This window comes from Haloarcula limicola, from assembly GCF_010119205.1.
Taxonomy (GTDB): Archaea; Halobacteriota; Halobacteria; order Halobacteriales; family Haloarculaceae; genus Haloarcula; species Haloarcula limicola.
Genome location: NZ_WRXM01000001.1, coordinates 1801076 through 1822932, shown reverse-complemented (window position 1 = coordinate 1822932; position 21857 = coordinate 1801076). Strand labels below are relative to the sequence as shown.

Genomic DNA, 21857 nt, shown 5'->3' with positions numbered 1-21857 from the left:
AGCGAGTACTGGAGTGCGCGAGCCTCTGGGAAATTTGGTTCGCCGCCACCATTCATTCCCTATCATTCATTCAGCCCGCACGGAGAGACATCTCTCCGTGTGGGCGTTCCGTATTTATAAGGAGCGAGTAACTATGTGATCACTGCGAGCGGTAGCCGTATGACTCGCGAGGTCAAATTAAACGAACTCACCGAGCTATTGACCGACGCGGAGTATCCACTCGAAGTCGAAACAGCGCGGTCGCGGTTCGACGACGTGGAACTCGTCTACGCCGATGGATCGGAACCGCTATCCGACGTATTGAAGCGGGTCGAAAGTTCGACGTTCGAATCGGCCGAAGACGCACAGACCTCGATCTTCAACGTGGTACCAGTTGAGGGCGTCGGGGAGCCGGGACAATCGGAAGGAGAGGGTTAGTCGAATCCGCTACCCTTAAGCGACCGAGTTGACTACGGATAACTGCGCCAAGGTGGCAGAGTCCGGCCTAACGCAGCGGCCTGCAGAGCCGCCCATCGCCGGTTCAAATCCGGCCCTTGGCTTTTTGACAGACACATCCGACACAGCGGCGGCCACGGCGCCCCGGAGTCGGTCGTCGGCAGTTCGGACGATGCCGTCGCACTATCGGTGATTCTGCGGGCTGCTCGCATCGGAACAGGTAGACAGACTGTGCGGTCGAAAAGTAATCATTAAACCGCGCGCCGACTGACCGTCAGGATATGCAACGACGAGCCGCGGCGGCATACTTCGCGTTCTTCCTCGTCATCAGTGTCGCAGCGTACGCGTACATTGGCGTCGCGCAGAGTCAGCAGCCGGAGGTGTCTCTCGAAGGGAACGAGTTGTCCAACGATAGCACGTTCACCATCGACGGAACCACGTACACCATAGCGAACGTCCAGATGTCGGGCGGTGGTGGCGGTGGACACGGCGGTGGTGGCGGCGGATCGATGGGGGCCGAGCTATCGTGGACCAACCAGTCGTCTCGATACACGGGGACGTTAGAGAACGGGTCGACGACGACGCTCGACAACACGACGTACAACGTCACGACCAGCAACTCGTCCAAATCGGTGACGCTCCGCGAGCAGCTCAACGTGACGGCACTGCTCCGGAACGACTCCGCCGTCGAGAACTCGCTCGTGACTCAGAACGGAACCGATTACGTGGTTTACCGGGAGAACAACACGCTCCGTCCGGCCAGCGAATGGCTGCCAGAGCCCGAGACGCGGACGTATCAGGTCTCACAGACCTTCCCATACCAGAGCGAGAGCGGGCTCCAGGAGACGACACTCACCAACGTGACCACCGAGAGTGCGACGGTAGAGTGGGTCGCTCCCCGAAACCGGACGGTCCAACTCAGCGAGGGCGGCAACGTCACGCTACAGGGCCAGCAGTACTTCGCGCACTTCCCTGACCATCAGACGGTCCAACTCGTCAGCGTCGATCAGTACTCGACCTATCAGGCGCAGCTCGCAGATCAGGACTACTTCCACGAGCGCACGAACGGTCTCTGGGGGGTCTCGATCCTGAGCGGGATCGCGGCCGTCCTCATGCTGGGAATGGCGTACCTCCCGACCCGCGGCTGAGAAGAACGAACTTCTTTGAGTTATCTGTCGTTGGAGACGCTCAGATAGGCGAGTAGCGCGCCGACGCCGATCGTTAGGACCGCACCGACTACCTGTAGTATCGCACTTGCCATGTTCGCGTGAGTCGCCCACGGCGCGCCGACGATCGTCCCGAGCGCCGCGAGGACGAGAAACGCGCCGGCGGTGAGGCCGATGGGTTTGAGCGGGTCGTCGAGGCCGCTGGTGAACGTGGTCATACACGGCTACTCGACAGTGAAGGTGGTAAATCAACCGGTCTCGATGCTGCCGTTCTTCGTCGCTTGTGGTTTCACTGCTCACTGTCGTTCGCAGGAACACGGGCCGGGAGGGAGTTGAACCCCCGACCATCTGGTTAAAAGCCAGACGCTCTGCCTGACTGAGCTACCGGCCCTCGCTATTCGCTGGGAGGAGTGTGGGTTAAGACCTTACGATACGTCGTCGAGCGCCGATTCTAACGCGTCGGTGACGACGGTGCTCGGGTCGGTGGCGTCGACGGCGGCGCGCTGGCGGAGCTTGCAGTAAGCGTCTCTGTCGACGGTGATCGAGAGCTCGCCGAGGCGGTAGCCTTCGGCGGCGAGCGCGTCTTCGATGGTCGCGCCGTCGTTGACGCTGCTCGCGACCGAGCGAATCTGTCGGACGGTCAAGTCGTGATCCAGCGCGGCCCACGCCAGCAAGAGACGGGCTTCGCCAGCGACGCGGGCGATGTGTTTGGCCGCGGTCGGCGCGATTTCCCCCTTGGCGACGTGGATGCGCACCGAGCGAGGGAGGTCGTGGACGCGGGACCACTTGCGGATGAACGAGACCGTCGCGTCGCCGCCGGCCCGTTCGGCGGCGGCCTTGTAGGAGCCTTCGCCGCGGACGAGTGCCGCACACGCCGCGGCGCCTCGCAGCATGTAGACGTTGTCGTCGGCACCGGCGGTGTTCTCAGAGAAGCGCCGGACCGTCCGTGCGGCGAGCTCGAGGCTCTCCGGGTCGTCGGGGTCGAATTCGACGGCCTCGTCGGCGCGTTGACCGATGAGTTCCGGGTCGCCGCGAATGACGGGCTTTCCCACCGGTGACTCTCGATCGGCCGGTGGCGCGTCCTCTGGCATCGACTCGTCGTTAGCGTTCAGTCCACAAAAGTATCCCGTCTGGGGGTCTCATACGGGCTATCGCCGTTCCGCTCGCTGTTTTGTTCCGGGCTCTGCGAGCGCCGAAAACAGCTAGACGGGCCGTCTCAGTCGTCGTCGGCCGCGGCTTCGCGCGTTTCGCTCATGTGTTCCCAGATCTCGGTGCAGCCACATCCGTCCTCGACGTCGTCGAGGTGGTCAGTGGTTGGTTCGTCCGCTTCGGCGTCGGTCTCGTCGTGGGTCTGATGTGCGTTCGTCATCGTTTCTGTTGGCGCGGCGACGGAGTGCCGCGTGTCGCTATCCATCTGTAACGGCCCCACTATCATAAGGCCGCACTCTCCTGTAATCTCTACCCGCACTGCGGCTTACCGGGGATATTTGGCAGTATCTCGGACGACGACTCCTGCTGATACTCTCTTGTTATCACGGGACACGCACCGCACGCGGGCGGTCGGACCATCGACTCTCCGGCGAAACTTGCGAGCGCCGACGCCCTCAGGTAGCTCCGGCATCTAATGAGATGTAATGACGACCGACGTTCACCAGCTCGACGACGGGGCGTGGATTTCCGTCAACGACTCGCGGGAAGTGAACGTCTCGGACCTGTGGCTTCTGGCGCGGAGCGAATTCTGTGACTGTGAGGTAACGGATTTCCTCGCCGAGGGGTTCGTCGAGGTGGGCGTCGACCACCCGGATATCGAAGCGCGCGTCGCCGGGCAGTGTATCGCGTGTGGCGAGAGCGGCGTCACGGACTGGCTGACGGTCGGCCGCGTCGTAGACCCCGATTCGGGCGAGTTCTACGGCGTCGTCCACGAGAGCGTTCACATTCCCGAGAAGCGCACCCGGCTCGCCCGACCCGAAGAATAGGTAACATTTTCCTATTTCACCGAGCGGGGGAGACGGTTGACGGCAAAGCGGGTCGTATAAGGGTGGATGGCTAGTGGGCGAACACACAACTATGCCGAGCAAAGTAGAGTCCTGGAAGGACGAGCTGTACGGTAACGAGATCAGAGAGCACCTCTTGGAGTTCGCAGAGGAGGGCTGGGAGTCCATCCCCGAGGACGAACACGACGCGTGGTTCGAGCGCTTCAAGTGGTGGGGGCTGTACCACCAGCGCTCCGGCCAGGAGTCGTACTTCATGATGCGCATCGGGACGCCGAACGGCGTCATCGAACCGGGCCAGCTCGAAGTCATCGGCGAAGTGGCGAAGGAGTACGCGACCGGCCCGGCCTCCAACCCCGAGTTCGGCGACGCCTACTGCGACTGGACGACTCGCCAGTCCATTCAGCTGCACTGGATAAAGCTCGAGGACATCCCGGAGATCTTCGAGAAACTGGAGTCCGTCGGGCTCTCGACCCAGCAGGCCTGCGGTGACTCCTGGCGGAACATCGTCGGCTGTCCCGTCGCCGGCAAGGACAAGCACGAACACGTCGACGCGTGGCCGGTCGCCGAGGACCTCCACGAGACGTTCAAGGGCAACGACGATTACGCCAACCTCCCGCGCAAGTGGAAGGTCTCCGTGACCGGCTGTGACGAGGGCTGCGGGCAGGGCGACATCAACGACCTCGCCTACGAACCCGCGAAGAAGGACGGCGAACTCGGCTTCAACGTCCGCGTCGGCGGCGGCCTCTCCCGGAAGGAAGCGCGTCTCGCCCGCGACATCGACGTCTGGGTGCCCCCGGAGAAGGCGGCCGACATCGGTCACGGGATGTCCGCGCTCTTCCGCGAGTACGGCGACCGCGAGGACCGCTTCAACGCCCGCATTAAGTTCCTCGTCGACGAGTGGGGGCCCGAGAAGATGCGACAGGTCCTCCAAGACGAGTTCGTCGACTTCGAACTGGAGACGGCGGGCGAGGACATGCGCGACCAGTACACCTACAACTCCGGTCGCAACGAGGGCCACGACGACCACGTCGGCGTCTACGAACAGGACGACGGCAACTACTACGTCGGCCTGAACGTGCTGGTCGGTCGGATGGGTGCAGACGACACGCTGGAACTGGCCGAACTCGCCGAGAAGTACGGCTCCGGCGAGGTCCGCCTGACCCAGCGACAGAACATCATCGTCATGGACGTGCCCGAGGAGAACTTAGAGGACCTCAAGAGCGAGGCGCTGCTGGACGACTACTCGCCCGAGCCGTCGCCGTTCATGCGCGGCTCCATCGCCTGTACGGGCACGGAGTACTGCTCGCTCTCCATCGTCGAGACGAAGAACCGCCAGGTCCGCTACGCCCGCTGGCTCAAGGAGAACGTCGAACTCCCCGCCGACCACGAGGACTTCCACATCCACCTCTCGGGCTGTACGGCCTCCTGCGCCCAGCCCCAGATCGCCGACGTCTCCCTGCGCGGGATGAAGACGCGCAAGGACGGCGAACCGGTCGAGGCCTTAGACATCGGACTGGGCGGCGGCCTCGGCGAGGACCCGCGCTTCGCCGACTGGGTGGAGATGCGCGTCCCCGCCGACGAGGTGCCCGGGGCGATTCGGAACCTCGTCGAGAACTTCAAAGACCTGCGTGAGGACGGCGAGACGTTCCGCGACTTCGTCGAGGCGCGCGACGAGGACACGCTGGCCGAACTGGTCGAACCCGAGGAGACCGACTACGAGGACCCGTACATGCACAACACGAAGATGACGTGGTACCCCTACACCGAGGACTCGGACATGCAGTCCTCGCCCGCCCCGACGGACGGCGAGGGGAACCCGCTGCCGTCGGACGACTAACCCCTCCCGCTCGGCGGCCGTTCTCGAAGGCGTGACTCGCCGGTTTTTTCTCAGAGGAAATCGCGCACGTCGGAGTACCACATGTCGTGTTCGTCGACGGCGTCGACGGCCTCGGCGATGCGGACGGCGATGGCGTGCCAGCAGAGCTCGTCGGGGTCGTCGCTATCGAGGTTGTATTCGGCGTCGGCGCAGTGACAGCCGCCGTCCTCGACGATGTATTCGTCCTCGTAGCCGACGACGACGGTGAAGTCGCGGTACTGTTTGACCCGGCTCTCGCCGACGGCTTCGATGGCGCGCGTGCCGCGGTCGCCGTGTGCGTCGACGATCGCGGTCACTGCCGCGGGGGAGAGTTCCCCTTCCGCTTCCAGCAGTCGGACCCACTCGTCGACGGTGCTCACACGCTGGCTACGGAGAGGCCCGACAAAACAGCGTCGTCTCGCGCGGTGAGACGCCCGGAAAGATAAACAGGGAGCATCGCTACGATAGGCCATGGCCGTCACCGTCCCGTGGCTCGCCGTCGGGTCGTTCGCCTCGGGGGTCGGCGCGCTGTATCTCCTCTCCCGGCTCCGGCGGCACTGGCGACAACCGGGCGCGAAGTGGTTCGTCGCGACGATCGCCACGATGGCGGTGTGGTGTTTTACGTATGGAGCCGCGCTGCTCGTCTACGACCGGACGATCCGGCTGGTTCTCGAAATCGTCTGCTGGGTGTCTCTCTCGTGGATCGGCTTCTTCTTCGTCTCCTTCGCGCTGGGCTATACGGGTCGGACGGGCGTCCTCGGGAGCCGGTGGTTCCGGTCGACGGCGCTGTTGCCCGTCGCGGCGTCGGGACTGGCGCTGACGAACCCGTTTCACTCGTTGCTCTGGACCGGGTTCGCCGTCGATCCGACGTTCGGCGCTGCGGGAGCGACGTACACGCTCCGGCCGCTCGGTTCGCTTGTCGTCTTGGTGGCGACGCTGCTGGTCAGCTTCGGGACGCTGCTCGTCTTCGACACCGTCGTCAGCTACGGGCCGCTGTACCGGCGAGAAGCCATCGCCGTCGGGCTGAGTCCGCTCCCACCGGGTTTCGCACTCCTCGCGTGGGCCGGCGGAATCGGTCCCTCTCCCTCGGTCAACTTCGCGACGCTACTGTTTCTCCCCCACATCGCGCTGGACGCCTACGCGTTCGTCCGGAGCGATATGTTCGAGTTCCACCCGGCGACTCGACGGGCCGGCGAGCGAGCGGCCATCGACGACATCGCGACGCCGGTGGCGATAGTCGACGTCGCGGGCCGTCTCGTCAATCTCAATCCCGCCGCGGAAGCGATGCTGGGCGTCGAGAAGCGGGCGGCGCTGACCGACTCCCTCGACGACCTCTTAGTCGGTGACGACCTGCCCCTCGGCACGGATCGGAACCGACTCGGCGTCGAGAACGGCGAGCGCCGCCGGGAGTACAAGGTCCAGTGGACGCCGCTCCGGAACGAGCGCGACACCCGTCTGGGTTACACCGTCGTCTTTCAGGACGTCACCGACGAGCTGCGCCGCGAGCGTCGACTGGAGGTGCTCAACCGCTTCCTGCGACACAACGTCCGCAACGAGACGGTCGTCATTCAGGCGCGGGCGGAACTGCTCGCCGGCGAACTGGACGGGGACCTGGGCGAACACGCCGCCACGATCGACCGGGCGATCGGTCGCCTCGCCGAGTCGGGCGAGAAGGCGCGGACGCTCTCGAATATGGGGGCCGACGAGGCGGTCGAGCCGATTCCGCTCCGAGACCGGGTGGTCGACATCGTCGACTCGCTCGAGGCGGACCACGTCGGCAGTGTCACGGTCGAGATCCCGGGCGACCTCACGCTGGAGACGCGACCGGTCTTGCTTTCGGTGTTGGTGCGAAACCTCGTCGAGAACGCGCTCGAACACGGCGACGCGCCCGTCGCAGTGACGGCGACCGTTTCGGGGACGGACGACCGGATACACCTCACCGTCGAGGACGGCGGGCCGGGCATTCCGGAGCACGAACTGGCGGTGCTGGACCGTGGTCGGGAGACGGACCTCGATCACGGCCGCGGCGTGGGCCTCTGGCTGGTCCGCTGGACCGCGACGACGCTCGCGGGGGACCTCGATTTCGACACGAGCGACGGCACTACTGTGACGGTGCGGCTCCCGAGCGATCGCTCGGCGGTTCGGTCGCGGGCGTCGGCGGAGTAATCGCCGCCGTTCGAACGACTTAACGGCGCCCGCGCGGAGAGTGGGATATGCGCGTCAGCGAGGGGCAGGTGACCGTCTCGGTGCCCGAACAGCCCGACGCGGGGAAGGGGGCCGACGTGTTCTTCAACCCCGTTCAGGAGTTGAACCGCGACGTGACCGTGGCGGCGCTGCGGGCCTATCGAGAGCGTATCGACGGCGTCTCGTCGTATTTAGACGCCACCGCCGCCAGCGGTGTCCGCGGGGTGCGGGCGGCCGCAGACGGCTGGGAGACGACGCTGTGTGACTTCGACACGGACGCCGTCGCCCTCTGTGAGGAGAATCTGGAGCGCAACGACCTCGCGGCGGAGGTCCGCCACGCCGACGCCAACGTCCTCATGCACGGCGAGGCGTTCGACGTGGTGGACTTAGACCCGTTCGGGACGCCGATCCCCTTCGCCGACGCGGCGGTTCAGGGGACGAAACGCCTGCTCTGTGTCACCGCGACCGACACCGCGCCGCTGTGTGGGGCGCACTTCGAGAGCGGCGTCCGCAGTTACGGGACGGTGCCGCGGAACACGGAGTTCCACGCGGAGATGGGGATGCGCGTCCTGCTGTCGGCGATGGTCCGGACCGCCGCCCGCTACGATATCGCCGCTCGCCCGATTCTGAGTCACGCGACGAAACACTACGTGCGGACCTATCTCGAATTCGAGCACGGCGCGACGGTCGCTAACGACTGCATCGACGAACTCGGCTACGTCCATCACTGCCAGCATTGTCTCTGGCGCGACCACGACTACGGGCTCATCGCGGACCCGCCCGAGGCGTGCCCGGTCTGTGAGGAACACCTCCAGACGGCCGGCCCGATCTGGCTCGGCGCGACCTGTGACTCCGAGTTCGCGGCGGCGGTTTCCGACCACGTCAGCGAGGACATGGGCACCGCCGAGAAGGTCGGGGAGCTGCTCTCGACGCTCGGGACGGAACTGTCCACCCCGACACACTACGACCAGCACCGCCTCTGTAAACGGTGGGGGCGCGGCGCGGAGGCGATGGATACCTTCGTCGAGAAACTGCGAGACGCGGGCTACGACGCCTCGCGCACTCACTACGGCGGGACGACGTTCAAGACGGACGCCGACGTGACCGAGATCCGCGAGGCGACGACCGAGTGACTCAGAGGCGCTCCATCCCCTGCTGTTCGCCCCCGCGCCCGCCGCGAACCGACCGAACGAGGCCGTAGAGCAGGAGGTACACCGGTCGGAGGAAGTAGTTCGCCATTCCGATGAGTCCGAGCATCCCGCCAAGCGCCTGCACTTCTTCGCCGGTCGCGCCGACTTCGAAGACGAGCGGGACCGCCGCGATGACCGGTGCCAGCCAGAGCGCCGAGAGCAGGCTGTCGACGTCGATCCCGGCGACGTAGCCGACCTCTCCCTCGCCGGGACGCGTGACGTACAGCGCCGCGCCCAGCCCGCAGAGCACGACGGCGAGCTGGATCGACGACGGCGCGCCGGCGAGTCCCAGCGCGAGCAGCATGAACCCGGCGACGAGCAACAGCATCGTGACCTGCATCGTCCCCGACCGGATGGCCGTCTCCGTCTCCATGTTCCGACGGTCGGCGGCGGCGGTGATAAAGCCTGCCGCTCTCCGGTAGCGGGCAGGCGAGACCCGCTTACGAGCCGACGACGCGGGACACCGACAGCGCGAGGATGACCCCGAAACAGACCAGCGGCACGTAGAACGCGTCGAGACGGGCCGGCCCGACAGCCACGACGTGGACGCCGGGGTCGACGAACGCGACCGTCGACGCGATGCCGACGACGCCGATCCCGACGTTCTGCCACTCGTAGAGCCGGTCCCAGTCCATCGTCCGTGCTCGCGCTTGGACCTCGACCGTTACGTGCGTATCGGTCGATCCGAGGGCGCGGCTTCTTAACCCATTTGAGCGTCCGCCGGCTAGCCCTCCGAGTGCCCTCCCGCTACAACCCCGTCCGCGGCCTCCTCCTGTCGGTTGGCGGCCTGCTCTCGCGTGCGGGACTGGTCGAGCGCGACCGAATCGCGCGGGCGACGGACCTCGCGTGGCCCCGCATCGTCACCGGTCTCGCTCGGATGTCGAAGTCGACGGCCGACGTGGCGATGGTCGGGCTCGCGCTGGGCCAGGTCGCCATCGCCGGCGTCGGGTTCGCCGCGCCCTTCTGGGGACTGGCGTTCGCATTGGGCGGCGGCGTCGGCGGGGGGACCATCGGGATGGTCTCCCAGCGCTTCGGCGCGGACGCCCGCGAGGAACTGGGGCTGACGGTGACGACCAGCGCCGCCGTCGTCGTCGCCGTCACGCTGCCGCTGACGGCGGCGTTCTGGTACGCTCCGGGGACGCTGATCGGCCTCGTCGGGTCGGGAGCCGACGCGGTCGCCTACGGCGAGCAGTACCTCAGAACGCTCGCCGTCGGCGTGCCGTTCGCGGCGCTGAACCTCGTCGGCAGCCGGACCCTCGTCGGCGCGGACGACGCCTACTCGCCGATGATACTCCGGGGCGGCGGCGCGGTGGTCAACGTCGTCCTCAACGCCGTCCTCATCTTCGGGCTGGGGATGGGCGTCGTCGGCGCGGCCGTCGGGACCGTCATCGCCAACGTCCTCGTCACCGCGGCGCTGGCCGTCGGCCTCGTTCGCGGCGGGCTCCCCGGACTCGACTTCCCGGTCCGGATCCCGCTCTCGCGGCCGTTCGTCGACGCGTCGCTGGCCCGCGACCTCGCGTCGGTGGCGTCGCCGCTCGTCGGGTCTAACCTCGCCCGCACCGGAGCGCAGTTCCCCCGGCTGTTCATCGTCGGCCTGTTCGGTCCGACCGTCGTCTCGGCGTACGTCGTCGCCCTCCGCGTGCGCGCCCTGCTCGACACGCCGAACTGGGGACTCAGTCTCGCCTCCAGCAGCCTCGTCGGCCAGGCGCTCGGCGAGAACGACGAATCCGACGCGACGCGGTGGGCACAGACCGTCTTCCGCCTCGGCGTCGGCGTCTACGTGGCCGTCGCCCTCGGGCTCGCGCCCTTCTCCCGGCAGATAAGCCGGCTGTTCGTCGAGGACGCCGCCGGACTGGGCCTCGTGACGACGTTCGTCGCCGTCGCCTGTCTCACCGTCGTCTTCCGGGGCGTCGACGGCGGCGCGACCGGCCCGCTCCGAGCCAGCGGCGACACGCGCTGGCCGTTCTACTCCCAGCTCGCCGGGATGTACCTGTTCGCGCTCCCCATCGCCTACGCGGGCGTCTCGGTCCCCGCGATCGGTGTCTCGGCGCTGTACGCCTCGATGCTCGCCGAGACGGCCGTCCCCGCCGCCGTCACGTACCACCGCTTCCGGTCGGGGGCGTGGCGCGCCGTGAGCCGCTCGTATCGGCCCGACGCCGCCTTGGACGACTGAACCTCCGGCGTCCGCGAAACGACTGACCGCCCGCCGTCGCGCTCGCCGAGTATCACGCAGCGACGAGGTATATGTAGCGCCCGTCCCACCTCCCGTCGTGGCCAGCAACCGCGCCGTCTCCGTCGTCCGCGACCTCGTTCGCACAGTCCGGGAACAGCAGGTGTCGTTTCTGGCGGCCGGCATCGCCTACTACATGTTCGTCTCGCTGTTGCCGTTTCTCCTCCTCTCGCTCGTCGTCGGCTCCTTCTTCGGCGGCGAGGCGTTCGCAGCGCGGGTCGTCGCGGCCGTCGGGGACGCGCTGTCGCCGACGGCGGCCGAACTGCTTGCGGACGCGCTCACCAGCGCCGTCGGGCGGGGCGGAGCGACGGTGCTGGGGCTCGCGACGACCGTCTGGGGCACGCTCAAGGTGCTTCGCGGTCTCGACGTGGCCTTCTCGCGGATGTACGGGACGACCGAGGCGAACACGTTCCTCGACTCTATCACGGACGCGCTGTCGGCGCTGTTCGGCATCGGACTGGCGCTCGTTGGGCTCGCGGTTATCGCCTCGCTCGGGGGGCTGTTCGGCGTCGAGGTAGCGCTCTCCGGACTCGCGCTGGTCCCGATACTCACCGTCGCGTTCCTCCCGCTGTACTACGTCTTTCCGGACCACAGACTGACGATCCGGGAGGCCGTTCCGGGCTCGGCGTTCGCCGCCCTCGGCTGGACCGTGTTGGCGACGGGGTTCGGCGTCTACGCCGCCGCCGCGGGGAGCTTCCAGCTCTACGGCGTCATCGGCGGCGTGCTCCTGCTGGTGACGTGGTTCTACTTCGCCGGCCAGATCCTGCTCGTGGGGGCGGCGCTCAACGCGGTGCTGGCCGGCGTCCCGGACCGGCAACTACAACAGGAACCGACCCGACGTTCCGGCAGAGCGATGAGTGAGGACGCCGACCGAGCATCCGGTGAGACGCCACCGCCAGACGGGGCGAGCACGACTGGCTCCCGCGAGCGCGGTGTCGAGGACCTGTCCGACGAGGAACTCGCCCAGCTGCGCGAGGAGTTCGAGTCGTTCCGCGACGACGTCGAGGACCGGACCCTCCACCGCGACGAGGTCAGGGAGGACCTCCGCCGGTACGTCCGTCGGCGGATGCGCCGGGGCCACGCCCGCGGCTGGGGTCCGTACGTCGTGTTACTGTACGGCACGGTGATGACGATGGCCGCGTTCTACTGGCTCTCGGGGCTGTGGGCGGTCCTCTCGATGCTGGTGGTCTGGCTCTCGACGCTCGGGCTGTACGTGATGATGCTACTGACCGGGATCACCTTCCGCGCGACGGGACTGCCCGGACGGGTCATCGACCGGGTCCGCGACTGGCGGAGCTGATGCGAGGCGTCGGCATCGCCGACGTGCTGTCGAGCGCCCCTCACGCAGTCACGGTCTTCTCCGCGTTCGGTATCCGACTCGACGGCCTCTATAGTAGTCCGCAACAGTCGATGCATGCCCGCGTGACCGTCGCTACGCGGGACTGAAAAGAGAGAACGAGTGTCGGCCGCTCAGAACTTCTCGAGGTACTGTTCGAGTTCCCAGTCGGAGACGTCGACGAGGTACTCCTGGAACTCCTGGCGCTTGGCCTCGACGAAGTTCTCGTAGACGTGTTCGCCCAGCGCGTCCTGGACGGTCTCGTCGGCTTCGAGGGCGTCGATGGCCTCGCCGAGGTTGCTCGGGAGCGTCTGGATGCCGTACTCCTCGCGCTTCTCCTCGTCGAACTCGTAGATGTTCTCGCGGACCGGGTCCTCGCACTCCATGTCCTGTTCGATGCCGTCCAGACCGGCGTGGATCATCGCCGCGAACATGAGGTAGGGGTTACAGGACGGGTCCGGCGAGCGGAGTTCGACGCGCGAGGCGGCCGGCGTGCGGGCGGCCGGCTTGCGGATGAGCGCCGAGCGGTTGCGGTCGGACCAGGCGACGTAGACGGGGGCCTCGTAGCCGGGGACCAGGCGCTTGTAGGAGTTGACCGTCGGGTTGGCGACGGCGGTGATGGCGGGCGCGTGTTCGAGGATGCCGGCGGTGAAGCTCTTGGCCGTCTCGCTCAGGTTGAACTCGTCGTCGTCGTCGTGGAAGGCGTTCTCGCCGTCCTCGGTGAACAGCGACATGTGCGTGTGCATGCCCGACCCGTTGATGCGGGCGATGGGCTTGGGCATGAACGTCGCGTGCAGGTCGTGTTCGGCCGCGATGGCCCGGACGACCGAGCGGAAGGTGGCGACGTTGTCGGCCGTCGACAGGGCGTCGTCGTACGTGAAGTTGATCTCGTGCTGGCCCTGTGCGACCTCGTGGTGGGAGGCCTCGATGTCGAAGTCCATCGCTTCGAGGCCGTAGATGATGTCGCGGCGGACGTCGCTCGCGAGGTCCTTCGGCGCGAGGTCGAAGTAGCCGCCGGCGTCGTTGGTCTTCGTCGTGGCGTGGCCGTCCTCGTCCTCCTCGAAGAGGAAGAACTCCGGTTCGGGGGCGGCGTTGACGGTGTAACCCATCTCCTCGGCGCGGTCGATGGCCCGCTTGAGGACGCCGCGCGGGTCGCCGGAGAACGGCTGGCCGGTCGACGTATCGAAGACGTCACAGATGAGGCGAGCGCTGGAACCCCCCTCGACGTTCTCGCGCCACGGGAGGACGGCGAAGGTCTCGGGGTCGGGTTCGAGACGCATGTCCGACTCCTGGATGCGAACGAAGCCGTCGATGGAGGAGCCGTCGAAGTAGATGCCTTCGCTGAAGGCCTTCTCGGCCTGGTCCGCCGTGATGGAGACGTTCTTGACCGTCCCGAGGATGTCCGTGAACTGCAGCCGGAGGAAGTCGACGTTCTGCTCTTCGATCTCGTCGAGTACGCTCTGTGCCTCGTCTGAGAGTTCGCTTGTCATCTTTGAACACCGAGTAGGAGTGGTGCTACTACTAAAACCCTGCCGTTTTGCGCAAAGATTCCGCACTCCCCGCACGCAGTTGGACATTCGTAAAATTCTAATCCCCCGAGCTACTGTGTGGGTGTAATGACGTACGAAAATCTCGACCGTGAGTTGGTGAATGCCCTTCTGGGGGACGGCCGCGCGAGCCTGCGAAGCCTCGGTGAGGACTTAGACGTCTCCGTGACGACGGTCTCGAACCACCTCTCGGACCTAGAGGACGACGGGATCATCAACGGCTACACACCGAAAGTCGATTACGGCGCGCTGGGATACGACGTGACGGCCATCATCCAGCTGAAAGTCGAGGGGTCCTCGCTCCCGGACGTGACGGAGAGTCTCAGGAACCACAAGCAGATGGTCTCGGTCTACGAGGTCACCGGCGACTACGACATCATCGCCATCGGGAAGTTCTCCGATACGGACGGGATGAACGCCCAGATCAAGGAGCTGCTGACCGACCCCGAGATCAAGGAGTCGAACACGTCGGTCGTGTTGAACACGGCCAGCGAGAACGAGCAGTTCGACCTCGACCTCGAATAGGGGGGTTCTCCGGTTCGGACGTCCGCGAGTCGGGCGAACCGACGGCTACTTGACTGGCTGGTCAGCTAGTGAGTGGTAATGAGCGACGGCGACACCGGCGAAGAGATCATGGCCGCGACGTACCGCGCCCTCTGTGCCAACGGATACGCCGATCTGACGATGCAGGACATCGCGGACGAGTCGGGAAAGAGCAAGGCGGCGCTACATTACCACTACGACAGCAAACACGACCTGCTGTGTGCCTTTCTGGAATATCTCTACGACGGCTTCGTCGAGCGCACGTCGGGCGTCGCCGGCGAGAACGCCTACGAGCGGCTGGTCGCGTTCGTCGACGCGGTGCTCGACAGACCGGACGACGACAGCGAGCAGTTCGGGACCGCGATCCTCGAGATCCGCGCACAGGCACCCTACGAGCCGGGGTTCCGCGAGCGCCTGACGGAGTTCGACGAGTACCTCGCGGGCGAACTGGAGGCGATCCTCGAAGCGGGCGTCGAGGACGGGACCTTCGACCCGGAGATGGACGCCGAGGACACCGCCCGCTTCCTCGTGACGGTGCTGACCGGCGCGGCCACCGAGCGCGTCACCTCGGGGCGCTCGGTCGAGTGCACCCGGCGGATGCTCACGGAGTACGTCGAGACGCACCTCCTCACGGACCGCACGCGGGAGGTCGAGACGTGACCGCGCGCACACGGGGGGCCGGACGCGAACGGGGAGCCGAACCGTGACCGGGCACACACGGGGGACCGAACCGTGACGGCCCGCGATGGAGTGCGGGCCCTCGCCGAACGCGTCGGGGCGCTGTTCAAGGGCCAGGAGGAGTTGGACCTCACGAGCGGCCCAATCGGGAAGCCGCTGCTCTATCTCTCCTTTCCCATCGTCGTGACGAACCTGCTACAGGTCGCGTACAACCTCGCCGACACGTTCTGGCTGGGCCAGTACAGCACGACGGCGCTGGCGGCCATCTCCTTCGCGTTCCCGATGATCTTCCTGCTCATCTCGCTGGGGATGGGCCTGTCGGTGGCCGGTAGCGTTCTCGTCGCCCAGCACACCGGGGCCGACGAACCGGAGAAAGCGGAGTACGCCGCCTCGCAGACGCTCACTTTCGCGGTCACGGCGTCGCTGCTACTGGGCGCGGTCGGCTTCTTCTTCGTCAAGGACTTCCTGTCGCTTCTGGGGGCCTCACAGCAGATCCTACCCGGCGCGACGGGTTACCTGCAGGTCGTCTCGTTGGGCCTCTCGACGATGTTCGGCTTCTTCGTGTTCATCTCGCTGATGCGCGGGTCCGGCGACACGATCACGCCGATGCTCGTGATGTTCGGCACCGTCCTCCTCAACATCGCCCTGGACCCGTTCCTCATCTTCGGGTGGGGGCCGCTCCCCGAACTGGGCGTCGTCGGCGCGGCCGTCGCCACCGTCTTCTCGCGGGGACTGGCCTTCGCCGTCGGCGTCGCCATCATGCTGCGGGGGAACCGCGGCATCCGCGTCCGGCCGGGCGACATGGTGCCGGACTTCGAGTACCTCGGGAAGCTACTGCGGCTGGGCGTCCCGGCCTCCGTCGAGGGGACCGGGCGGGCGCTGTCGGTCAACGCGATGCTGTTCATCGTCGGGACGTTCTCGGTCACCGTCGTCGCCGCCTTCGGCGTCGGCATCCGCGTGTTCTCGCTGGTGTTCATGCCCGCCATCGCCATGGACCGGGGCGTCGAGACGATGACCGGCCAGAACCTCGGGGCGGACCGCCCCGACCGCGCCGCGGAGGCGAACCACTTCGCGGCGAAGTTCTCCTTCGTCGTCCTCACCGCCATCGGCGTCGTCACCATCTTCGCCGCGCCGGCGGTCGTCGGCGTGTTCAGCGACGACCCCGACGTGGTCGGGATCGGCGCGGAGTTCCTCCAGTGGGTCGCCCCGACCTTCGGATTCATCGGCATCATCCGGGCCTATTCCGGCGGATTCCGAGGAGCGGGCAAGACGCTCGTGTCGGCGGCGCTGGCCGTGCTGATGCTCGGCGTCATCCGCCTGCCGATCGCCTGGGTCGCCTCCCGGCCGGTCGCGGTGCCGGCGTGGCTCGGGGAGTGGGTCGTCGACCTCTTCGCGGCGTCGCTCGCGGAACAGGGAATCTGGCTCTCGTTCGGCGTCTCGAACGTGCTCGCCGCCGGCATCGCGCTGGCGTGGTTCCTGCGGGGGACGTGGCGCGAGGCCGACCCGCGGACGGACGCCGAACCGGCCATCGCCGACGACTGACGGGACTTGCGAACGCGGTTCCGCGCGGCTTCTCAGAACGGGAGCGGGAACGGCACCGAGCCGTGTGAGTACCCCTCGACGGTGCCGTCCGGACGGTAGCGGAACGCGACGAGCGGTTCGTAGCCGACGCCGGGGCGTTCGCCCAGGACCCGTCGCCACTCGTCGTCGTGGAAGGACGAGCAGTCGACCACGAGCACCGCACCGGGGTGGGCGGCCAGTTGGTCGCGGGTCTTGGCGTCGCCGGAGGCCTTCAGCGCACCGATGGCGGTGTCGGCCTGCCGACGAGCGGGCGGCCGGGGGCGCGTCACTTCGACGAGGGTGTCCTCGACTCGGAAGTCCACGGAGTGACCCGAGCCGAGTTCGACCTCCGGTTCGATCTCGCTGCCGGCGTCGACGAGCAGTTTCGCGGCGTTGAACTCGCCCATCGTCGCCTGCATCCGCGAGAGGTCGAATCCGTCGCTGGTGCCGAGCTTGCTCGCCATCGTGTAGCGGTGGGCGTCGAAGACGCCGGTGCCGAGGAAGTCGTCGTAGAAGGCGAGGCCTGCCTCGCGGTCGGCGTCGGGGAACCCCCCGGCGTGGTCCCGGAAGAAGGTCCGCGTGGAGTCGCGGCCGTCCTTCGAGAGGAAGACCGGGAGGAAGAACCGCGAGAGGTGGTCGTACTCGGTGAGCCACGGGTCCTCGACCTCCAGCTGGGCGAGCAGTTCGCGCTGGCCCCACTCCGAGACGGCGTCGGGCGACTCCTCGAAGGTGTACTTCTCCGTGCGCCAGAGCGTCTCGGGCGTCTCGGTGTTGCCGAGCCAGTAGGCCTCGTCGCCGTTCCAGCAGAACAGCGCGAGGTCGCCGTTGTCCATCTCCAGCCGCCTGGCGGCCCATCCCTCGGGCGGCGCGAACCAGGGACCGTTCAGTTCGGCCCCGAAGGTGTCGTCGAGCGGGGAGAGGAGGTCACGCCGAACGCGGTCGGCGTTCCAGCGGTCGGTCGAGTAGCGAAATCGGAGCGGGCCTGCCACGTCGCTCCCTAGTCGGCCCGTGACCTTGTGCGTTCCGCTTGACCGGAAAGACGGGCCGAAACGGGGATATAGTCGGTATATAGGCGCTGTATCGCCCATTCTTCCACGACCGTTACATTGATACGTATTACCACGCAAGTTTGAGTGTGGTAACCTATGTCTATGGGAGCGTATGACGACGACGAACACGAACGCCGTGAGCGCAAGAACACCGAGGTCGACACGTCCGACGACGACGACCGGACAGCGTATCACGGGACCGTCACCTACGGCGACGAGGAGTCTACCGAGGAGCTACTCGACCAGTTCAAACAGATCAACTCCGAGTAGCGTCGGGTTCTCGCGACCGGACCTGTAGCAGCGTCACGGAGACGGCCGTCACGACCGTCACCGCGGCGACGTGTGCGAGTAACGACGCCAGCAGGACCGGTTGGTCTAAGACGAACGGGAGCAAGACGAGCTGCAGGACGCCGAAGCCCCACGTCTCGACGTCGGCGCGCTGGAACACCCGCGCCGTCTCGGGTTCGAAGCGAAAGCGCAGCGACCGCCAGAGCCCGGTGATGCTGGCCCACCACCCGGTGCCGATGCGATAGCAGACGTCCCAGAGGATGAGCAAGGTCAGATACACCACCAACACCGGCGGCTCCGGGCCGAACAGCGTCGTGACGAGCGGCGTCTCGGACACCTGCGGGTCGAAGACGAACAGGTGGGTCAACATGGCGATGTAGGCGAGCACCGACAGCACGACCTCCATGTTCGAGGAGAACAGGAGCGCGCTGTACGTCGGCGGCACGTCGATGCGGCGGACGAGCGTGCTGATACGCAGCATCTCGATGCTCCCGACGGTGGCGACGAAGATGACCGCCGTCGCGGCGACGGCGGCGTTCCAGACGTCGTAGTACCACGCCATCGCGACGACGGCCACCTCGAAGACGACCAGTTGGATGGCGAGCGCCGCCCACGTGGGTATATCGATCCCCGGAAGCGCCTTGACGATGCTCTCGTACACCCACGTCTCGCCGTACTCGGGCGGTGGGCTCTCGCCGCTCATCGGGAGTCACCGGCGGCGGCGACCGCCCGCCTCACGGCGTCCGGCCGCGTCCCGGCGAGCGCCCGCTCGACGGCCGTCTCGAACGGCGTCAGCGAGACCGAGATACGCCCTTCGATGGCGTCGTCGGTCGCGACGACGGGCGTGTTCAGGCCGTCGATGAGCGGCCGAGCGACGGTCGAGGGCACGTCCGTCACGAGCCCGATGCTCCACGCGGAGAGGCGCGGACTCAGTATCGGAATCGGGACGACGCGCGGCTCGACGCCGTGCATCACTTCGCCGGTCCGTCGAAGTATCTCGGCGTAGGTCAACACCTCCGGCCCGCCGATCTCGTACGTCTCCCCCGCCGTCGCCGGGTCATCGAGGACGCCGAGGAGGTACTCGACCACGTCCGCGATGGCGATCGGGTGACAGTCGGTCCGGACCCAGCGCGGGGTGAACATCACCGGGAGGCGCTCGGCCAGTTCGCGGACGAGGCGGAAACTGGCGCTGCCGGTCCCGATGATGATGGCCGCCCGAAGCGTCGTCAGGTCGTAGCGCCCCTCGCCGAGCAGGTACTCCACCTCGCGGCGCGAACGCAGGTGCGCCGACCGAAGCTCGTCGTCCTCGCCGAGGCCGGAGAGGTAGACGACGCGGTCGAGGCCCGCCGAATCGGCGGCGGCCCGGAAGTTCGTCGCGGCCCGCCGGTCGCGCTCGACGTAGTCGGGACCGGACCGCATGGAGTGGACGAGGTAGTACGCTGCGTCTATCCCGTCGAGGGCGGCGTCGAGACTTTCCGGTTCCAGCAGGTCGCCGCACACCACCTCGACGCCCTCGGGCGCGTCGTACGCCGACGGGTCCCTGACGAGGGCGCGGACGTCGTGGCCGGCGGCGCGGAGCGCGGGGACGAGGTGCCCCCCCACGAACCCCGTCGCGCCGGTCACCAACACGTGCATGTCACACTCACGGGGCGGCAGCGGGTTAAAATGCACTCCCCGGAGACCGACGGCCTCCCTCGCTCGCCGACTACCAACCCGGCGTGGGCGGCGCGCCGTCGTCGTCCTCGATCTCCTCGGCGACAGCCGGGTCGGGGGCCGCTTCCCCGAGTTCGTCGGCGGCATCGGTCCACCGGTCGATGGCCCGGCCCGTCCACGAGTCGGCGGTCAGGACCGTTTCGAGCGTCTGTTCGTATCGCTCGTCGTTGATGGCGAGCGTCCCCGGACTGGACGCCGCGGCGACGGCGACGAACTCCGCGCGGTCCTCGGGCGTCAGGTCGTCGTCGCGGAACCGACCGACCGACCCCGCGACGCGGTCGGGCTCGGGGTGGACGAACACCCGCTCGCCCACGGCGGCGGGGCCGAACAGCGGCGTCACGTCCGGCGGCGCGTCGTCGAGCAGTCGCTGGCCGCCGTAGGCCGACTCGACGCGTTCGCACTCCGTCTCGACGTCCATCGCGAGGTTCTCGCCGGGGTAGGTAGCGCACGTCTCGGGATACAGGTCGTCGCCGTGGACGCGGCACTGCAGCGTCGTCGGGTCGAGGAAGGCGCAGGTCCGGAGCCATGTCGGCGGCGTCCCGAACGGCCCGACGGCCTTCGGCGGCTTTCGCAACCCGACGAAGAAGACCGGGCGGCCGTCGATGGCCGCCACGTCCACGCCATCGAGCGCGACGCTGCGCTCGTCGTCTTCGGCCCGCCACAGCCGCGGTCGGAGCGCGTCGCCATAGCCCGCTTCGACGAACCCCCGAATCTCCTCGCGGGCCAGCGGAACGAGGTTGTAGGTGTCGTCGAGCGGCTCGAAGGGGCCGCGTCGCTCGTGGTCGATATCCGCGTCGGTGAGGGGTCGCCAGTCGATGCAACAGCCCGCACAGCCCTCGCAGTCGACCTCCATACCGCTAGTTGATACCACGGCGCAAAAAGAAACGCCCTTACGCCTGCCGGGAGTAGTCACGGCATGGCATCCCAGCCCTGCGACGGCTGTGGAACGAGCGTCTCGATCGCCGGCGGTATCGCCAACATCTGGACCCAGAAGGCCCGGCCCACCGAGGGGATCGTGCTGGAACTCGGCGACGGCACCGAGCACTTCCTCTGTTATTCCTGTATCGACCGCCTGCCCGACGACCACGAGGTCACCGCGGCGGACGTGGCGGCGCTCCCGGAGGAGTCGCCCTGACTGCCGTCGCGGCCTACGCCGCGGGGACGCCCATCGCCTCGGGCGTGACGAATCCCACCTGTGCGAGGCCGAAGAGGATGAGGACGGCTCCCAGCCACGCGACGAGGGCGATGCCCGCCGCCGTCGGCCAGCCGCCGGGGTACTGCCAGTTGATGACGGCGACCCACGCGAGCAACATCAGTATCGGGCCGAGCAGCGGGATCCAGCCGAGGAAGAACCCGACGAGCGTGTAGACCAGCGCGCCGACGAGCGCCGTCACGGTGGCTCGCCGGTACCCCGTGTCGCGGTCGATGAGCACCTGCGCGCCGAGGTTTATCGCCGCGACGCCGACGAGCAGGCTCACGAGGAAGACGAGGACGGCGCTCGCGATGTCCTCCGCCCCGCCGGTCGACTGCAAGACGACCCCCGGAAAGACGCTTGCAATCGCAAGCGCGACCGAGCTCATCGGCCCGTCTCCGATTCGCCCTCGATCGTCGGCTCGGAGCCGGGCTCTCGACCGTCGTCCTCGTCGGGCTCGGTCGACGCCGCCGAATCGGACTCGGTCGTCGTCGAATCGGATTCGGTCGCCGTCGAATCGGACTCGGCGGTGTCCTTCGCGGGGTTCCACTGGAAGGTGAGCGCCAGCTGCTCGACGTCTTTGCGCAGTCGCCGCGATCGCTCGGTCACCACCGACTCCGTGTCGATGGTCTCCGGCGGTGAGAGCTGGACCTCCTTGTTCCCGATGGGGACGCGGATTCGCCCGCTGCCGCCGTCCAACTCGTCGGCCAGCGCTCGCAGGAACTCGGCGGTTTCCGCTCGGGTCCGCTTCTCGCTGTGTGCGGTCGTCTCAGCCATAGGCTACGGTGCCTAGGGACTACCGCTGAAAGAGATGGCGGGTTGAACTTGCAGGGTCGCTCGCGCCGCTGAACGAACAGCCGACGCGAGTCGGTGCCGCCGCTCTCCGGTCGTGTAGTG

At 67.2% G+C, this 21857-nt stretch carries 27 protein-coding genes and 2 tRNA genes; 15 read left to right on the top strand and 14 right to left on the bottom strand.

All coding sequences use genetic code 11. The features are described from left to right. Positions 1–159 precede the first annotated feature (159 nt). The 3 genes from GO488_RS09450 to GO488_RS09440 all read left to right on the top strand — a co-directional run bounded on the left by GO488_RS09450 (position 160) and on the right by GO488_RS09440 (position 1583). Complete coding sequence (locus GO488_RS09450; RefSeq protein ID WP_162317501.1) at positions 160–417, top strand: DUF5789 family protein; 258 nt, start codon at positions 160–162, stop codon at positions 415–417. A gap of 46 nt (positions 418–463) precedes the next feature. Next, positions 464–539 (top strand) — tRNA-Cys (locus tag GO488_RS09445). Positions 540–716: 177 nt separating this feature from the next. Next, on the top strand, positions 717–1583 hold the full coding sequence (locus GO488_RS09440) for a hypothetical protein (RefSeq protein WP_162317500.1): 867 nt from the start codon (positions 717–719) through the stop codon (positions 1581–1583). Between the two features lie 20 nt (positions 1584–1603). Here the strand turns inward: GO488_RS09440 and GO488_RS09435 are convergent, their stop codons facing one another. The 4 genes from GO488_RS09435 to GO488_RS09420 all read right to left on the bottom strand — a co-directional run bounded on the left by GO488_RS09435 (position 1604) and on the right by GO488_RS09420 (position 3015). After that, positions 1604–1819: a DUF8123 family protein gene (locus GO488_RS09435; RefSeq protein ID WP_162317499.1), complete on the bottom strand. Its 216-nt coding sequence runs from the start codon at positions 1817–1819 to the stop codon at positions 1604–1606. Positions 1820–1918: 99 nt separating this feature from the next. Then, a tRNA-Lys gene (locus GO488_RS09430) sits at positions 1919–1992 on the bottom strand. 34 nt (positions 1993–2026) lie between these two features. Next, positions 2027–2692: a DUF7119 family protein gene (locus tag GO488_RS09425; protein ID WP_162317498.1), complete on the bottom strand. Its 666-nt coding sequence runs from the start codon at positions 2690–2692 to the stop codon at positions 2027–2029. A 125-nt stretch (positions 2693–2817) separates the two neighbouring features. Next, positions 2818–3015, bottom strand: a complete 198-nt coding sequence (locus tag GO488_RS09420) for a hypothetical protein (protein WP_162315766.1) — start codon at positions 3013–3015, stop codon at positions 2818–2820. A gap of 220 nt (positions 3016–3235) precedes the next feature. On the opposite strand from GO488_RS09420, the gene GO488_RS09415 reads away from it, so the two are divergent. Beyond that, positions 3236–3577: a DUF8134 family protein gene (locus GO488_RS09415; RefSeq protein ID WP_162317497.1), complete on the top strand. Its 342-nt coding sequence runs from the start codon at positions 3236–3238 to the stop codon at positions 3575–3577. A 91-nt stretch (positions 3578–3668) separates the two neighbouring features. Beyond that, positions 3669–5432, top strand: a complete 1764-nt coding sequence (locus tag GO488_RS09410) for a nitrite/sulfite reductase (RefSeq protein ID WP_162317496.1) — start codon at positions 3669–3671, stop codon at positions 5430–5432. Positions 5433–5482: 50 nt separating this feature from the next. Here GO488_RS09410 and GO488_RS09405 read toward each other — a convergent pair whose 3' ends face one another. Then, positions 5483–5830: a hypothetical protein gene (locus GO488_RS09405; RefSeq protein WP_162317495.1), complete on the bottom strand. Its 348-nt coding sequence runs from the start codon at positions 5828–5830 to the stop codon at positions 5483–5485. A gap of 91 nt (positions 5831–5921) precedes the next feature. Between GO488_RS09405 and GO488_RS09400 the strand changes: the two genes are divergently transcribed. Then, complete coding sequence (locus GO488_RS09400; protein WP_162317494.1) at positions 5922–7616, top strand: histidine kinase N-terminal 7TM domain-containing protein; 1695 nt, start codon at positions 5922–5924, stop codon at positions 7614–7616. A 47-nt stretch (positions 7617–7663) separates the two neighbouring features. Continuing rightward, a complete protein-coding gene (locus GO488_RS09395) occupies positions 7664–8767 on the top strand; it encodes a tRNA (guanine(26)-N(2))-dimethyltransferase (RefSeq protein WP_162317493.1) in 1104 nt (367 codons plus the stop codon). Position 8768: 1 nt separating this feature from the next. Here GO488_RS09395 and GO488_RS09390 read toward each other — a convergent pair whose 3' ends face one another. Next, positions 8769–9197, bottom strand: a complete 429-nt coding sequence (locus GO488_RS09390) for a hypothetical protein (protein ID WP_162317492.1) — start codon at positions 9195–9197, stop codon at positions 8769–8771. 67 nt (positions 9198–9264) lie between these two features. After that, positions 9265–9459 (bottom strand): hypothetical protein, encoded by a 195-nt coding sequence (locus tag GO488_RS09385; RefSeq protein ID WP_162317491.1) that lies wholly within the window; start codon positions 9457–9459, stop codon positions 9265–9267. A gap of 101 nt (positions 9460–9560) precedes the next feature. Between GO488_RS09385 and GO488_RS09380 the strand changes: the two genes are divergently transcribed. The 3 genes from GO488_RS09380 (at position 9561) to GO488_RS09370 (ending at position 12500) form a co-directional block, all read left to right on the top strand. Continuing rightward, positions 9561–10997, top strand: a complete 1437-nt coding sequence (locus GO488_RS09380; RefSeq protein WP_162317490.1) for an MATE family efflux transporter — start codon at positions 9561–9563, stop codon at positions 10995–10997. A gap of 97 nt (positions 10998–11094) precedes the next feature. After that, positions 11095–12354 (top strand): YihY/virulence factor BrkB family protein, encoded by a 1260-nt coding sequence (locus GO488_RS09375; RefSeq protein WP_162317489.1) that lies wholly within the window; start codon positions 11095–11097, stop codon positions 12352–12354. Further along, the gene (locus GO488_RS09370; RefSeq protein ID WP_162317488.1) at positions 12354–12500 is read left to right on the top strand and encodes a hypothetical protein; all 147 of its coding nucleotides are present in this window, start codon (positions 12354–12356) and stop codon (positions 12498–12500) included. Before GO488_RS09375 ends, GO488_RS09370 begins: the two co-directional genes overlap by 1 nt. Positions 12501–12524: 24 nt before the next feature. Here GO488_RS09370 and glnA read toward each other — a convergent pair whose 3' ends face one another. Next, positions 12525–13880, bottom strand: coding sequence for a type I glutamate--ammonia ligase (gene glnA / locus GO488_RS09365; protein ID WP_162317487.1), 1356 nt, complete (start codon positions 13878–13880; stop codon positions 12525–12527). A gap of 126 nt (positions 13881–14006) precedes the next feature. Between glnA and lrp the strand changes: the two genes are divergently transcribed. The 3 genes from lrp to GO488_RS09350 all read left to right on the top strand — a co-directional run bounded on the left by lrp (position 14007) and on the right by GO488_RS09350 (position 16700). Continuing rightward, positions 14007–14462 (top strand): HTH-type transcriptional regulator Lrp, encoded by a 456-nt coding sequence (lrp, locus tag GO488_RS09360; protein WP_162317486.1) that lies wholly within the window; start codon positions 14007–14009, stop codon positions 14460–14462. 78 nt (positions 14463–14540) lie between these two features. After that, on the top strand, positions 14541–15140 hold the full coding sequence (locus GO488_RS09355) for a TetR/AcrR family transcriptional regulator (RefSeq protein ID WP_162317485.1): 600 nt from the start codon (positions 14541–14543) through the stop codon (positions 15138–15140). A gap of 72 nt (positions 15141–15212) precedes the next feature. After that, positions 15213–16700, top strand: a complete 1488-nt coding sequence (locus GO488_RS09350) for an MATE family efflux transporter (RefSeq protein WP_241692915.1) — start codon at positions 15213–15215, stop codon at positions 16698–16700. A 32-nt stretch (positions 16701–16732) separates the two neighbouring features. Here GO488_RS09350 and GO488_RS09345 read toward each other — a convergent pair whose 3' ends face one another. Then, positions 16733–17707: a DUF5784 family protein gene (locus tag GO488_RS09345; RefSeq protein ID WP_162317484.1), complete on the bottom strand. Its 975-nt coding sequence runs from the start codon at positions 17705–17707 to the stop codon at positions 16733–16735. Positions 17708–17863: 156 nt separating this feature from the next. Here GO488_RS09345 and GO488_RS19660 point away from each other — a divergent pair, with 156 nt between their 5' ends. Next, positions 17864–18037 (top strand): DUF5786 family protein, encoded by a 174-nt coding sequence (locus tag GO488_RS19660; protein ID WP_164509631.1) that lies wholly within the window; start codon positions 17864–17866, stop codon positions 18035–18037. Here GO488_RS19660 and GO488_RS09340 read toward each other — a convergent pair. From GO488_RS09340 to GO488_RS09330, 3 genes are all read right to left on the bottom strand, one after another. Next, entirely contained in the window at positions 18024–18758 is a 735-nt protein-coding gene (locus GO488_RS09340) for a DUF7530 family protein (protein WP_162317483.1), read from the bottom strand. The genes GO488_RS19660 and GO488_RS09340 overlap by 14 nt on opposite strands. After that, a complete protein-coding gene (locus tag GO488_RS09335; RefSeq protein ID WP_162317482.1) occupies positions 18755–19690 on the bottom strand; it encodes an NAD(P)H-binding protein in 936 nt (311 codons plus the stop codon). Before GO488_RS09335 ends, GO488_RS09340 begins: the two co-directional genes overlap by 4 nt. A 70-nt stretch (positions 19691–19760) precedes the next feature. Next, on the bottom strand, positions 19761–20621 hold the full coding sequence (locus GO488_RS09330) for a YkgJ family cysteine cluster protein (protein ID WP_162317481.1): 861 nt from the start codon (positions 20619–20621) through the stop codon (positions 19761–19763). 63 nt (positions 20622–20684) lie between these two features. Between GO488_RS09330 and GO488_RS09325 the strand changes: the two genes are divergently transcribed. Beyond that, positions 20685–20903, top strand: a complete 219-nt coding sequence (locus GO488_RS09325) for a DUF7561 family protein (RefSeq protein ID WP_162317480.1) — start codon at positions 20685–20687, stop codon at positions 20901–20903. 13 nt (positions 20904–20916) lie between these two features. On the opposite strand, the gene GO488_RS09320 is transcribed toward GO488_RS09325, so the two are convergent. After that, positions 20917–21348, bottom strand: coding sequence for a hypothetical protein (locus GO488_RS09320; RefSeq protein WP_241692914.1), 432 nt, complete (start codon positions 21346–21348; stop codon positions 20917–20919). Next, the gene (locus GO488_RS09315) at positions 21345–21737 is read right to left on the bottom strand and encodes an amphi-Trp domain-containing protein (protein ID WP_162317479.1); all 393 of its coding nucleotides are present in this window, start codon (positions 21735–21737) and stop codon (positions 21345–21347) included. Before GO488_RS09315 ends, GO488_RS09320 begins: the two co-directional genes overlap by 4 nt. Between the last annotated feature and the right edge of the window lie 120 nt (positions 21738–21857).